This is a genomic window from Candidatus Clostridium eludens, from assembly GCF_045310515.1.
GTDB classification, from domain to species: domain Bacteria; phylum Bacillota; class Clostridia; order Clostridiales; family Clostridiaceae; genus Clostridium_B; species Clostridium_B eludens.
Map to the genome: position 1 here is coordinate 35,032 of NZ_JBJHZX010000009.1, position 14,090 is coordinate 49,121.

At 31.0% G+C, this 14,090-nt stretch carries 13 protein-coding genes; all 13 read left to right on the top strand.

Translation table 11 applies throughout. From position 1 onward, the window contains the following. Positions 1-13: 13 nt before the first annotated feature. The 13 genes from ACJDU8_RS07675 to ACJDU8_RS07735 all read left to right on the top strand — a co-directional run bounded on the left by ACJDU8_RS07675 (position 14) and on the right by ACJDU8_RS07735 (position 13,837). Positions 14-766, top strand: a complete 753-nt coding sequence (locus ACJDU8_RS07675) for a prepilin peptidase (protein ID WP_406791567.1) — start codon at positions 14-16, stop codon at positions 764-766. Between the two features lie 117 nt (positions 767-883). Beyond that, a complete protein-coding gene (locus ACJDU8_RS07680) occupies positions 884-1,402 on the top strand; it encodes a prepilin-type N-terminal cleavage/methylation domain-containing protein (RefSeq protein WP_406791568.1) in 519 nt (172 codons plus the stop codon). Between the two features lie 80 nt (positions 1,403-1,482). Further along, positions 1,483-3,159 (top strand): GspE/PulE family protein, encoded by a 1,677-nt coding sequence (locus ACJDU8_RS07685; RefSeq protein ID WP_406791569.1) that lies wholly within the window; start codon positions 1,483-1,485, stop codon positions 3,157-3,159. A gap of 48 nt (positions 3,160-3,207) precedes the next feature. Beyond that, on the top strand, positions 3,208-4,401 hold the full coding sequence (locus ACJDU8_RS07690) for a type II secretion system F family protein (RefSeq protein ID WP_406791570.1): 1,194 nt from the start codon (positions 3,208-3,210) through the stop codon (positions 4,399-4,401). Between the two features lie 19 nt (positions 4,402-4,420). Continuing rightward, positions 4,421-5,896: a pilus assembly protein PilM gene (gene pilM / locus ACJDU8_RS07695; protein ID WP_406791571.1), complete on the top strand. Its 1,476-nt coding sequence runs from the start codon at positions 4,421-4,423 to the stop codon at positions 5,894-5,896. Beyond that, positions 5,883-6,713 carry a hypothetical protein gene (locus ACJDU8_RS07700; protein WP_406791572.1) on the top strand — a complete coding sequence of 277 codons (831 nt, stop codon included), beginning with the start codon at positions 5,883-5,885 and terminating at the stop codon, positions 6,711-6,713. The genes pilM and ACJDU8_RS07700 overlap by 14 nt, the downstream gene beginning before the upstream one ends. Positions 6,714-6,746: 33 nt before the next feature. After that, positions 6,747-8,681 carry a type II secretion system protein gene (locus ACJDU8_RS07705; protein WP_406791573.1) on the top strand — a complete coding sequence of 645 codons (1,935 nt, stop codon included), beginning with the start codon at positions 6,747-6,749 and terminating at the stop codon, positions 8,679-8,681. 112 nt (positions 8,682-8,793) lie between these two features. Continuing rightward, positions 8,794-9,153 carry a type II secretion system protein gene (locus ACJDU8_RS07710; protein ID WP_406791574.1) on the top strand — a complete coding sequence of 120 codons (360 nt, stop codon included), beginning with the start codon at positions 8,794-8,796 and terminating at the stop codon, positions 9,151-9,153. Positions 9,154-9,162: 9 nt separating this feature from the next. Continuing rightward, complete coding sequence (locus ACJDU8_RS07715) at positions 9,163-9,651, top strand: PulJ/GspJ family protein (protein ID WP_406791575.1); 489 nt, start codon at positions 9,163-9,165, stop codon at positions 9,649-9,651. Between the two features lie 52 nt (positions 9,652-9,703). After that, the gene (locus ACJDU8_RS07720; protein ID WP_406791576.1) at positions 9,704-10,159 is read left to right on the top strand and encodes a PilX N-terminal domain-containing pilus assembly protein; all 456 of its coding nucleotides are present in this window, start codon (positions 9,704-9,706) and stop codon (positions 10,157-10,159) included. 82 nt (positions 10,160-10,241) lie between these two features. Continuing rightward, the gene (locus ACJDU8_RS07725; RefSeq protein WP_406791577.1) at positions 10,242-11,111 is read left to right on the top strand and encodes a radical SAM protein; all 870 of its coding nucleotides are present in this window, start codon (positions 10,242-10,244) and stop codon (positions 11,109-11,111) included. A 267-nt stretch (positions 11,112-11,378) separates the two neighbouring features. Continuing rightward, positions 11,379-11,741, top strand: coding sequence for a response regulator (locus ACJDU8_RS07730; protein ID WP_406791578.1), 363 nt, complete (start codon positions 11,379-11,381; stop codon positions 11,739-11,741). 26 nt (positions 11,742-11,767) lie between these two features. Continuing rightward, positions 11,768-13,837, top strand: a complete 2,070-nt coding sequence (locus tag ACJDU8_RS07735) for a chemotaxis protein CheW (RefSeq protein ID WP_406791579.1) — start codon at positions 11,768-11,770, stop codon at positions 13,835-13,837. Positions 13,838-14,090 lie beyond the last annotated feature (253 nt).

A 14,090-nucleotide genomic window follows, 5' to 3' on the forward strand; every position in this document is an offset into this window, starting at 1 on the left:
TGGAGAGTAAATTATGGTTATTTATTATGGTGTTGTTATTTTTATTTTGGGAACTATAATGGGAAGTTTTTTGAATGTGTGCATATACAGAATACCAAAAGGTGAATCTGTTGTTTATCCACCCTCCCATTGTACAAATTGCAATAAGGAAATTAAAGCTTATGATTTAATTCCTGTAATAAGTTACATAATTTTAAGGGGAAAATGTAGACATTGTGAAAAAAAAATATCCTTAAGGTATCCTATGTTGGAATTTATAACAGGTTTGTTGTATTTGCTTACTTATATTAAGTTTGGAATAGGGGTAAATCTTATAAAATATATAGTATTTATAAGTATTATGATTGTGGTGGGAATGATAGATTTTGATACTACAGATGTCTATTTTAAGACTACAGGAACAGGTATTATTGCAGGCATAATATTTTTAGGAATATATCTTTACATGGGACTGCCTATAAAAACCTATATTTATGGAGGTATGTTAGGAGGAGGACTTTTAACATTAATTATCCTTATAACAAAAGGAGGTATGGGCTGGGGAGATGCAGAGATTTCACTGGTATGTGGTTTGTTTTTAGGACTTAAGTATACAGTATTGATGATATTTTTAGCCCTTGTTATAGGAGCGGTGGTAGGGGTAGCACTTATTTTGTCAGGGAAGAAGTCAAAAAAAGATTATATTCCCTTTGGTCCATTTATTGTTATAGCTTCTGTGGTTACAGTGTTTTTTGGACAAAGTATTTTAAATTGGTACTTATTTTAGATATTAAAAGATGTTTTATTAGGAGGTGATGGAAAAATACATAATTAACAACTTGCCATGCTTGAATCTACACAGAAAATCTGCTGTTTAATTTTAATGAAGAAAGGATGGAGTTTTATGGAAATGATAAAAAAGAAAAAAGGTTTCACGCTTATTGAACTTATGATAGTTCTTGCTATTATTGCTATACTGGCTGTGGTATTGATACCTAAATCACAAATATTTAAGAACAATTCTAAAAATGCAGGGGTAATTACCAATGTAAATACCGTAAGAGCATATTTGGAAACGAAAGTTACTAATACTAGCGGAATAAATGCTTATTTAACTACTGCAGATTTAACATCGGCATTTGCTGGTGCTTTTAACACAGGTAGTAGTTCAACTGACAAATTGATTAATCCATTTACTAATATAAGTGGAGCTGGTATAGGTTATGCATATGAAATTATATCTGCACCTACTACTGATTCGTCTATTAGTAGTGCTACTACTGAAGCAAATGTGAAAGCTGACGCAGGATCGTCGTTTACTGGCAAAAAGGGTGAAGTTATTGTGGTTGTGTATAGTAATGGTTATGGGGTAGTAGGAATAGACAGTGGTGAAAGTGCAACACAAGCATTTATAGTCCAATAGGAAAAAGTATAAAGAACATGATTTTCCATGTTCTTTATATAATTGTGATACAGTTTTATTGAATAGAAAGGAGTAGATTCATGTCAAAAGTAAAAAAACGTTTGGGAGAAATCCTAGTAGATGCAGGAGTTATAACGGAAAAAATACTACAAAGAGCCCTTATTTTACAGAAAGACACAGGTGAAAAGCTTGGTGAAATACTTGTAAGTAAGGGCTTTATTACTAATGAGCAGATAGTACATGCCATAAAACAGCAGCTGGGAATACCTTTAATAAATTTAGATAATATTAATGTAAGGCAGGATATTATAGATATTATACCAGTAAGTATTGCAAAGAAATATGAAGCTATTCCTATAGATATTATGAATGGTTTTTTACTCGTAGCTATGAGTGATCCTTTAAATTATTTTGCCATTGAAGATATAAAAATAGCAACAGGGTATAATGTTAAAACTGCCATAGCATTGAAAAGCAGTATACTTGATAATATTGAAAAATACTATGGAAAAAGCAAGGCACAGGAAGCAGCACAAAACTACAAAAAGAACTTTTCAGGCAGAAAGATGGAAACAGAAGAGGAAATAATAGATGAAGCTTCTGCACCAATTATAAAATTTTTAAATACCATAATCGAAAATGCCACTTTATACAATGCTTCGGATATCCATATAGAACCGGATGAAAAGGAAATGAGAGTGAGATTTAGGGTAGATGGTGGTCTTCGAGAGATTATGAGAACGGATATAGACATGCTTTCTCCTGTAACCAGCAGAATAAAGATAATGGCTGGCCTTAATATAGCAGAAAACAGAATACCCCAGGATGGCAAAATTAATTTTAAAGTTAAGGAAAAGGATATAGCCATCAGAACTTCCACAGTTCCAACAGTTTTAGGGGAAAAAATTGTGATGAGATTACTAGATAGGAACAATTTTTCCATAGAACTTGAAAAAATTGGCGTGGAACATAATGGATTGACAAAAATAATGAGGATGATTTCTAATCCATATGGTATAATACTGGTATCAGGGCCCACTGGAAGCGGTAAAACAACAACCCTATATTCTATGCTGAATGTATTAAATGATGTGTCTAAAAATATAATAACCATAGAAGATCCTGTAGAGTATAATTTAAAAGGTATTAATCAAATGCAGGTAAATAATAAAATAGGATTTGATTTTGCCAGCGGTTTAAGAAGTATACTCAGGCAGGATCCGGATATAATACTTGTAGGGGAAATACGGGACAATGAAACTGCAGAAATATCTATAAGGGCGGCACTGACAGGTCATATGGTACTGTCAACTATTCATACAAATAATGCAGTGGGCACTATAGGGAGACTTTTGGATATGGATATAAAGCCTTTTTTAATATCCTCTACACTGGCAGGTGTAGTGGCTCAAAGGCTGGTCAGAAAAGTATGTCCAAATTGCGGTGAAGAGTATGTAAGTGATGAAAGGGAAATGAGACTGCTGGGTATTGATAATCCTGTTAAGCTAAAAAAGGGCAGGGGATGCAGCTTGTGCAATGATACAGGGTATAAGGGAAGAATAGGTATATTTGAAATACTTGAAATAGATAAAGACATTAAAAATCTTATAGACATAAATTCCACTGAAAGTGACATTAAAAAAATGGCTCTGGAAAAGGGTATGAACACCTTAAGAGAATCATGTATGAATAAGGTTTTAAAGGGAACAACTACTGTTGATGAAATGTTAAAGGTTACTTATGGAGATCTTGTTTGATATTTCTAATATTTTTAATATTATAGAGGAGTTTCAGGGAATAAAATTATGAAAAAATTTATATGTAAAGCTTGGAATGATGAATTCGAAATAATAAAAGAGGAAATGGAAGAAGAGAATGTTGACATAGTAATTGACAACCTAAAAAGCAGAGGTTTAAAAATAATATATGTAAAAGAAAAGTTTGATTTATCTCAGTTTGGATTCTTTAATAAAAAGTTTAATGAGGAAATTTTAGCTAACTTTTGTGGACAAACTGCTATGATTTTAAATTCCGGAGTAAATCTCTTAACGGGACTTGAAATAATAGAACAACAAACCAAGAATAAAACTATGAAAAAAGTAATTTTAAGGATGGTTGAAGGTATAAAAAGAGGAAATAATTTAGCTGAATCAATGGAATCTTGTGGAAAGTTCCCTAAATTACTAATTGACATGGTTATGACCGGGGAAATTAGCGGAAATGTGGATACTATACTTTATAACATGGAAAGTTTCTACAAAAGTGAAGCCAGTATAAATAATAAAATCAAAAGTGCTTCTCTATATCCTGCATTGATCTTAGCTGTCGCAGTAAGTATGATGCTCTTTTTTAATTTCTTTGTATTTCCTGAAATAAAAGATTTATTCACAGGTGTAAAGCTTCCGGCTATAACTATAGTTGTACTAGGTATTATGAATTTTTTTAATAATAATTATTTATACATAATTGCAAGTATAATTTTTTTAATAATTATTATTAAGTATATAAATACTATTCCAAAGGCTGCATATTTTTTTGGTAAGGTAATTTTAAAAATTCCTATTTTGGGTACAGTAAAGGTAGATGTAATTACTTCTAGATTTACCAGAAGTATGGGAATATTTCTAAAATCTGCAGTTCCCATTATAACTATAATGGAAAATGTAAAACTCATAGTAGGGAATGAGTTCATATTGCAAAAAATAGAAAATGTCGAAAAAGAACTTATGGGTGGTACCAAATTTGCAGATTCTATTGAAAATGAAAAAATCTTTGAACCACTGGTGGCACAGATGATAAAAGTAGGTGAAGAAACAGGAAGGCTTGATGAAATGATGTTTAAACTGGCTGATATATATGATGAAAAAGTACAGATAGGCATTGCAAGACTTACGTCTCTGGTAGAGCCTATTTTAACCTTAGTTATAGGGTTAGTTGTGGGTGTGGCGATACTTGGTATGGCACTGCCTGTAATGCAGATTACCCAAGGAATGAAATAAAAATAATGGAGGTAATTAAATGTCTTCCAAAATTCTATTCAGTTTTAAAGAAAATTATGCGGATGTAGCTGTTGTATCAAAAGGAATAAATAAAATAAAAATAAAGAAAGTAGCAAGAATAGAAGAGAGAAGTGAAATTATTTCTGGAGGACAGCCCTATGCTGATGAATATAATTTAAATAAAATTAAAAGTGTTAGAGAAAAGTTTAAAGTTAGAAATAGAAACATAGGAATAATCCTGAATTGGGATAATATTGTAACAAGGATTATAGACGTTCCTATAATGAATAAAAAAGATCTGAGAAACTTTATAGAAAATAATATAGAAGAATATTTTACTGTTAGTATGAATGAATACAGTTATGACTATGAAATAATATCTTTAGATAAGGAATATAAAAAGGGTAAAATGGCTGTTATGCTGGCGGTTGTGCCCAGGATAAAGTTGAAAAAAATATTGGAATTTATAAAATGTTGTGGATTAATTCCCATGTCTATAGGAATATATCCCGATTATATATCAAATTTATTTTTAGATCAAAATGATAATAGTATAGCTGTTATAGATGCAAACAGTGGAAAAACTACCTTAACTATATTGGACAAAGAAAAAATATTTCTTTATTCCCATATTTCCAGCGAAAATTATCAGAAAGATGAAAAAGATTTTAGTGACATATTAGAAAATCTTGAGTACTTTTTGAATTTTTATTCCACAAGACACTTTGGAAATAAAATTGAAAAAATATATATACTAGGGGAGTTTTATAACAGTCCTGATTTATATGAGCTTATTAGCAGTCAGACTTCTATGGAACCCATAATGGGGCTGGACACTAAAATGTCAAAGCTAATTAAGAATAGTCCTGTAGACGGAAATATATATGCAGATGTACTGGGATATTTCATACCAGTAAAAAATATTTACAATAAAAATATAGATTTTGTGGATAGATTATACAGAAAGGATAAGAAAAAAGCATCTGCCAATAAGTTGATTGCAGTGGAAATAATAATATGTATGTTTATAACACTGATTATAGCCGGCGGAGTATTTATATACAGTAAGGTAAATTTATCAAGGTATGATACATCAGGCATAGATTCACAAATAGCTGCCCTCAGCAATGTGCAAAATGACATAGATAGACTGGAACGGGAGAAAAAAGAGTATGAAGAAAAAATCAATAATATGCAGAAAATAAACAATGATGAGTTCGATTACATAGGTGTATTGGACACTCTAAGACAAGGACTTCCTGAAGAAGTATCAGTAAAAAGTATTACCATAGACAAAAATAATGTAAATGTTACATTTAATATAAATAACAGCACCATAGATGGTGCCAGGGTTGTGGTGGCCTTAAACAAGATGAATATATTTGAACCTGTTGAGCTTTCCCAGATAGAGCTTAATGATGATGTAAAGGAAATTACACTTAATCTAAAGATAATAGATTCATATAAAGGCGTGAGTATAAGTGGAAAAAAATAAAAGAGATTTAATGATTTTAATAGCATTGTTATTTTTAGGAGTCAACTATGCCAGTTATAATTATTTTATAAAAGCTCAATTGAATAGTGCAGCGCAGGCTAAAAATAAGTATATTACTCGAAAAAAAGAATTAAGTGATATTAAATTAAAACAACAATCTATTTATACTAAACAGAAGGAAATAGAGAAACTTAAACAGGAAACTGCAGATTTTGACAGTATAGCTCCTGTTAAAGTAGATACCCCCCAGCTTATATATGATTTTTATAATGGATGTAAGCTATCTGGAATCACAGGACAGAGCATTTCTTTTGAATTATTAAATAACAACAGCAATAATAATAATAAAACTTCTAATAGTACCAGTAATACTAATACCAGTAATACCAACACAAACAGCAGCACAACTGTACAAAATAATCAAAATAATGGAAAGTTTTATACTCTCTCAATAGATTTAAAAGTAATGGGAAATAAGAGCAATGTAGAAAATTTCGTAAAGGGATTAGGAACTATTACTAAGAGAAAGCTTAATGTGAAGAGTATCACTATTTCCTCTCAGAGCAGCACCGCATCAGAAGGTTCTAATAATGGATTAGATATGGGAAATCAGGTTCCTGGAAATAACACCAATACTACCAATGGTAATCAGACAGATACAGGCGTGGCCCAGATATCTGATGAACTCTTTTCAGAAATTATTTTTTATGAGTACATACAAGATGAGGGAAATAGTCAGATAAATGTACCAGGGGATTATGTATTTTATGACAGCCAAAAAGAAGGTTTTAACAGTATTTCTGATATGTTTAAATAGAGCATAGAATATTGGATATAGGGAAGTGTAGGCATGAATAGAAAAAAAGGTTTTACATTAATAGAAATTATGATAGTTATAGCAGTTATAGGTATACTTTCAATGATTTTAGTGCCAAAAGTGGGGGCAATTAAGCTGCAGTCAAAGAACAAAAGTGTAGCTGCCAATGTATTGGTGGTTAGAACTTATCTTGAAAATAGGTCCGGAAAAGATGGTAGTGCCTATCAGACGCTTATGATCCAAAACCAAGATTCAGCTCAAACTCTTACTACTATTGCAAATATAGTGGGAGCGGATATGACTTCAAAGTTTTTTGGCAGCAATGCATTGATAAATCCCTTTAACAGTAGTTCTGCTGTATGTCCTCAAGGGAATGTGTCTAGTAATACTTCTTCTATAACTTCCTCAGTGCAGGTATATTACTGTGCCACTGCTTTGCCTTCAAGTAATGCTGATATAATCAACAGTGGTGATTTGCCTAAAGGAACAGGCTTTGAGGGAAATGTGGTAGTGGTCATTTATAGTACAGGCTATGTACTGTATGGTTTAGATGACAGTGGCCAGATAATTAATCCTCCATATATTATTAAGTTTCCTCCTGTACCTTCCGGCAGTGGAGAATCTTCTGGAGGCGGTGGAGATAGCGGTGGAGGTACTTCGGGAAATACTATAGCGGATTTTTTTGGAGCTAATTGTCTTAATGTATTTGGAGATAGTGGTAGTCAAGTTAATTTAGGAAATGGAAGCACCAATATGGATATCACAGGGTCTGCATACTTGCAGGGTCAGCAAATTACTTTCCAGCAAAATACTAATATTAATGGAGATCTTAATATATTGGGTACTGGTTCGGGAAATAGTGTTAATACCGGAGTTGGTAATAATAATACAATGAAAGTTAATGGCAAAGCCAACTTTCAGGCATATGATATAAAATTTAAGAGTAATTTACAAACCTACAGTAATATATCCATTTTAGGTACTAACAGTGTTACTTTTGACAATGCCGGCATTAATGCACAATTTGATAATGGAAGTGTTCAAATACAAAGTAATAAAGATATAAATTTTTCCAGTAATGCTAATTTGGTAAATAGTAAATTTTCTGCAGTAGCCAGTGGGGGGAATTATTTTACTAATACTAGTGGTAATTTAAGTTTGGATAATAGTAGTTCTGCATATCTTGAATCTGGGCAAGATACACAATTTTATTATGGAGTAAATTCAGCGAGTCCAGTAACAATGATTGCAGGAAATAATTTAGATTTTGGCAATAACAGTCAAAGTGTAAATATAAATAGTAAAACGTATCTTAAAGCAGCGAATACTGTTAGTATTTTAAGAAATGTAACTTTAGGAGATACTTATATACAAGCAAATATTTTTAGTTATGGCCATGCAAATATAAATACATCAGGATTAAGTACCCATGTGAATAGTTTTTCTCATGATCAGAATGGGGGAACATTAACTCCAGGCTACGTGGCGGTGCCGGCACAGCAGCCTACTGCACCGGAAGCGGCTGCACCTAGTACACCTATTAGTGAGATAACTACTACTAAACAGATAAAGACCTTTAAAAGTAATAGTTACAGCAATGGTTATAATAATACTACTTATTCAGATTTAGCTTTTTGTATAGTTAATGGCTCAGATACTAATGGACTAAAACAAGCATTGGAGCCATTAAATATTAATTCAAATATTTACAAGTTTTTAATAATAAATGGAGATTGCACACTAGATTGGAATATAGGAAATAATGCTTTTAATAATTTTATAATTTATTGTACAGGTACCATAAATTTGAATTATATTGATTTAAGCTTTAATAATTCTGCCATAATTACTAAAAATGCTAATATAAAACCAAGTTCAAGTTTCATTATGACACAGTTGAATAGTACTCAGTATACGTCAAGTATTAAAAATGAAATTAATACCTTATGTAACCAATACCTTAATTAAATTTTGATAAAATCATAAGAATGATAAATATTCCAAGTTATTTATCATTCTTTAGAATAAATACTAAAAAATTTTTAGCAATGGTAAATAGATTTAAAGGCAGGTAATTTAAATGAAAAACAAAGGTTTTACTTATATAGAAATTATGATGGCTATTGCTATATTTCTAATATTGTCTGCTTTTATAGTGAGACTTAATATTACATCAAATAAAAATATGAATACTCAGGTTCAGCAACAAAATATGATGATGGAAGCACAAAAACTTCTGGAAAAATTTAAGACTACTACAACTAGTGTGGGTAACTATGCTAATAATGATTATGAGCCAATTGATGGATATTATGTGGTGGTACAATATGAAGCTGTTTCTGGTTTTCCAAATCTGTTGCAAATAACTGTGAGAGTACGTGAGAATGTTTCTGATGCAAATAATGAAGTAGTATTAACGTCACATTTTTTAAAAAATTAAGGTGGAATTATGAAAAAGAAAGGATTTACTTTAGTTGAATTGATGATAGCTCTGGCTATTTTTACTATATTTTCAGTGTATCTTTATCAGACTTTTTTTTCTCAGATAAGACAGTCATTTAGTTTTAACAATAATATAGATATTCAGTATAATGTAAATAAAGCTTTAAGTATGATTACTGATGAAATTAGAAATTATAGTTTTACCAATATAACTATACCTACTGAAACTGAAGTGATGTCAGGTAATAAAGTTATAATTGATTTAGATTCCAATGATTTAACCCATGATATAGATTATAATAAATCAAGCAAAACCTTGAATTTAAATGATGTACAAAGTAATGCTAATATTGATAAGTGTCTTAACATAGATTCAGTTAGAATAAGCCAAGGGGATTCAAACAATAATGAAAGTGAGTTAATTTTAATTACAGTTTCAGCTTCAGAGGGAGATATACAAATTACGAGTTCCACAGCTGTTAATATAAATAGATAGATTGGATTTTTATTATTTATTGTACTGCATAGATGGGAGTGGGGGAGTTTTTATGAAAAAAAAAGGTTCTGCCCTGGTAATAGTAATTATTATAATGATGGTAGTTTTTATGTTAGCTGCATTTATGGTAGATACCAGCGTTAAAAGTAATAGAGTGGCTTCTGATACTTTCAATAATACCAGAGCTTATTACAGTGCTGAAACGGGTATTTATGATTTTATAAATGATATTATTGATAAAAATTGCAGCGTATCTCTTAATGAATCAATAACTAACCATTATAATGCCCACGGACTTTATGGAGATAATATGGAAGTTTATACTGCTAAAATTATTGATATTGATACTGAATCAAATCCAAAAGAATTTACCATTAACTCCACAGGTAATTATGGTTCTCAAGGATATACTATAATTGCAGAGGTATATATTACGGCAGTGGATAATGGAAGCGGGGGCTATAATTATTCTTACTCCATAAATTCAAAGAAAGTTTATAAGTCCTAGATATAAAGTAAAATTTGAGTCCTTAAGTAATTAAAGATATAATTAGATTAAAGGTAAAGTTTAGAAAGGAGTTATGCATTATATGAAATATGAAGGTATTGTATACAGACCGCCTAGTGAAGCTTATAGTTTGATAATTCAGGTTAGTGTGGGATGTGCACATAACAAGTGTACTTTTTGTAACATGTATAAAGCTAAAAGATTCAGAATAAAAAGTTTAGAAGAGATATACGGAGATTTATATGAAGCCAGACAAATGTATGGACATGTAGAGCGCATATTTTTAGCAGATGGAGATTCACTTGTATTGCCAATGGAAAAATTGACACAGATATTGCTTAAAATAAAAGAATTATTTCCAGAATGTAAAAGAGTGTCTGCCTATGCTACTCCATCAGATATTTTAAGAAAATCTCCTGATGAACTTAAAAAATTAAAAGATATAGGTATGGGAATATTCTATATGGGAATAGAAAGTGGAAGTGATGTAATACTAAAGGAAATAAAAAAAGGTGTTACTTCTAAGGAAATAATAGAAGCAGGACAAAAGATTAAAACAAGTGGCATCAAACTTTCTGTTACATTCATTTCAGGTATAGGGGGAAAAGATAAAATAGAAGAAAATGCCAGAGAATCTGCTAGGGTTATAACTGCTATAAATCCAGACTATGTAGGGCTTTTAACTCTTATGGTTGAACCTGGAACCCAAATGTATGAAGATATTAATAGTGGAAAGTTCAAACTTTTAAATCCAGAAGAAATTATGCTGGAAACCAGAGAACTTATTAAAAATATTGATGCAACTAATTGTATCTTTAGAAGCAACCACGCATCAAATTATGTTGCATTAAGTGGAACCTTATCTCAAGATAAGGAAAAGTTAATTAGCCTCATTGATGATGTTTTAAGTGGAAAGCATGGATATAAACCTGAAAAATTTAGAAGGTTGTAAGATGATTATTGCCTATAAAAACAGTAAAGGAGTCTTTAATAAGACTCTTGTTTTTTTTGCAAAAAATCAATAATTTTACAATAGAATTCAATTTTTTTTGTAATTACAGTTAAATTCATATAAAAGTTTATAAAAATAGAGGAAAAATGTAATAAATGTAGAACATAATATTATGTTTAATCTATTTTTATAATATAATTTATTTTTTTATAAAAATAAGTTTTTACACGAAATTAAATATCTAAATATAACATAAGGAGGATTTTTATGTCAAAAGTACTTATTGTGGATGATGCATCTTTTATGAGGGTGTCCTTAAAGGTCATGCTTGAAAGAAATGGTTTTGAAGTTGTTGGAGAAGCTGAAAATGGAATGGCTGCGGTTTTAAAGTATAAGCAATATAGTCCTGATATTGTGACCATGGATATTACCATGCGTGATATGGATGGTATTGAAGCACTTAAAGAAATTAAAAAATATGATAATAATGCTAGAATTGTCATGGTAACTGCCATGGGACAAGAAACTATGGTAAAAAAAGCTGTATTAAATGGTGCTAAGTCATTTATTGTGAAACCGTTTAAAGAAGAACAATTAGTTGAAACACTTAATAAGATAATGTTTGTTTAGATATTAATGTAATGAGGTAATTAATTATGTCAAATAAATATTCCAATGATCCTATGGTTGAATTATACATATTTGAAACATCTGGGTTCATTGATAAACTTGAAACTTTAATATTAGATAATGAAAATTTAAATTGCTGTTGTCAGGAAGTTATTGATGAGATTTTTCGTATTGTACATACAGTTAAGGGATCTTCAGCCATGATGTCCTATAATTATATTTCAATGCTTGCCCATTCTGTAGAAGATTTATTATATTTTATCAGGGAAACTAAGCCTAAAAATTTGGATTATAAAGTGTTATCTGATTTAATATTAAAATGTGTAGACTTTGTAAAGGGAGAACTTGAGAAAATAAGAATTGGAGGCAAAGTTGATGGCAGATGTGACCATATGATAAATGAAAATAAAAGATTTCTTGAAAAATTAAAAAAGTGTTATCCTTGTGAAGAAAGTGAAGCTTCGTACAGCCAAGGAATGAATAAATCTAATGTTAACTTGAGTAATTTTTCCTACAAAGCTACAATATTTTTTCAGGATAATTGTGAAATGGAAAATTTAAGAGCTTATACGGTTGTAGATACTTTTAGGGAATTTTCAGAAGAAGTTTATTATAGGCCTGAGAATATAATGGAGGATGACAGCACTTGTAATTTAATACGTAATGAAGGTTTTGAAATATTCATAAAGTGTAATAAATCTTATGAAGAAGTTGAGGAAATTTTAAAGCATACAGTTTTTTTAAGGAGATTTGAACTTACACAAATAGAAGTGGATAAAGAGATTTATCCCGCTTCTAAACTAAAGGAAAATAACACCTTAAACAATGGTGTTGTTTCAAATGAACATGTAAGTAAACAAAATAACATCTCAGATAAATCAACTGGGCAAGATTTTATAAGTGTAAAGGTGGATAAACTTGATAAGCTTATGGATTTAGTAGAAGAAATGGTTATTGCAGAAGCTATGGTCACTGAAAATCCAGACTTAAATGGATTAAAGCTTGATAATTTTCGAAAATCTGCAAGACAACTTCGTAAGATTTCAGCTGAGATTCAAGATACGGTAATGTCTGTAAGGATGCTTCCTATGTATGGAGTTTTTCGTAAAATGAACCGTATAGTACACGATATGAATAAAAAATTAAATAAAAAAGTTAAATTAAAATTGATTGGAGAGGATACAGAAGTAGATAAAAATATAATTGAACACATTTCAGATCCCCTCATGCACCTGGTGCGTAATTCTATTGATCATGGAATAGAGTCCATAGAGTGCAGGAAAGCCCTAGGGAAAAATGAAATTGGAACAATTGTTTTAGAAGCCAAAAACCAGGATAACTATGTTGTTGTAACTGTAGAAGACGATGGGGCAGGGTTTAATAAAGAAAAGATTTTAAGAAAGGCTCGTGAGAGGGGGCTGATAAAAAAAACTGAACATGAGATGAGTGATAAGGAAATCTATGATTTAATATTTATTCCGGGATTTTCTGTAAAGGAAAATGTAACAGAATTCAGTGGACGTGGTGTGGGTATGGATGTGGTAATGAAAAATATTAAAGATATTGGAGGAACGGTGACAGTTCACAGCATACATAATGAAAAAACTGTTGTAACTATAAAGATACCTAGTACCCTTGCTATTATAGATGGGATAAATATAAAAGTAGGAAATTCTCACTATACCATACCTGTTACGGCTATAACTGAATTTTTTAGACCTAAACATACCGAAATTTTTCATATTGAGAGAGAAGAAATGATAATGGTGAGGGGACAGTGCTATCCTGTAGTTCGTATACATAATTTGTACAACCTTAGAACAAATGTTAAGAAATTGACAGATGGAATAATAGTCATGGTGAAACATGAACATAAGTCTATATGTATATTTGCAGATGGATTATTAGGTCAGCAGCAAGTGGTAGTGAAACCTTTGCCTAACTATATAAAAAAAATGAAGAATATAAAGGGCATATCCGGCTGTACAGTGCTTGGAGATGGAAGTATTAGTTTAATACTTAACATAGGAGAACTGGCAGCTATAGCCAGTGGGTGTAATGATACTAAGAAATATTGTTTATCAAGTGATTCTTAGGTTCAGATGGAGTTTGCTTATAGGGATGACTCTCTCCAAATGAACCTTATTAACAGTATTCTTAGTGTCTTTAGCACTTAGAATACGTTATCCTTTAGGAGAAGAACTTATCCAGGCGCGTAGCAGTGCTTATTCCCCACTTTGATAGAAAAGCAGAGAACCAAAATTTTTAATTTTGTGTGAATCGCTTTCATAGAGTGCGATGGGGGTGTTAGCAATGGTAGCGATCGGATGAAATAATTTATAGTGAAAG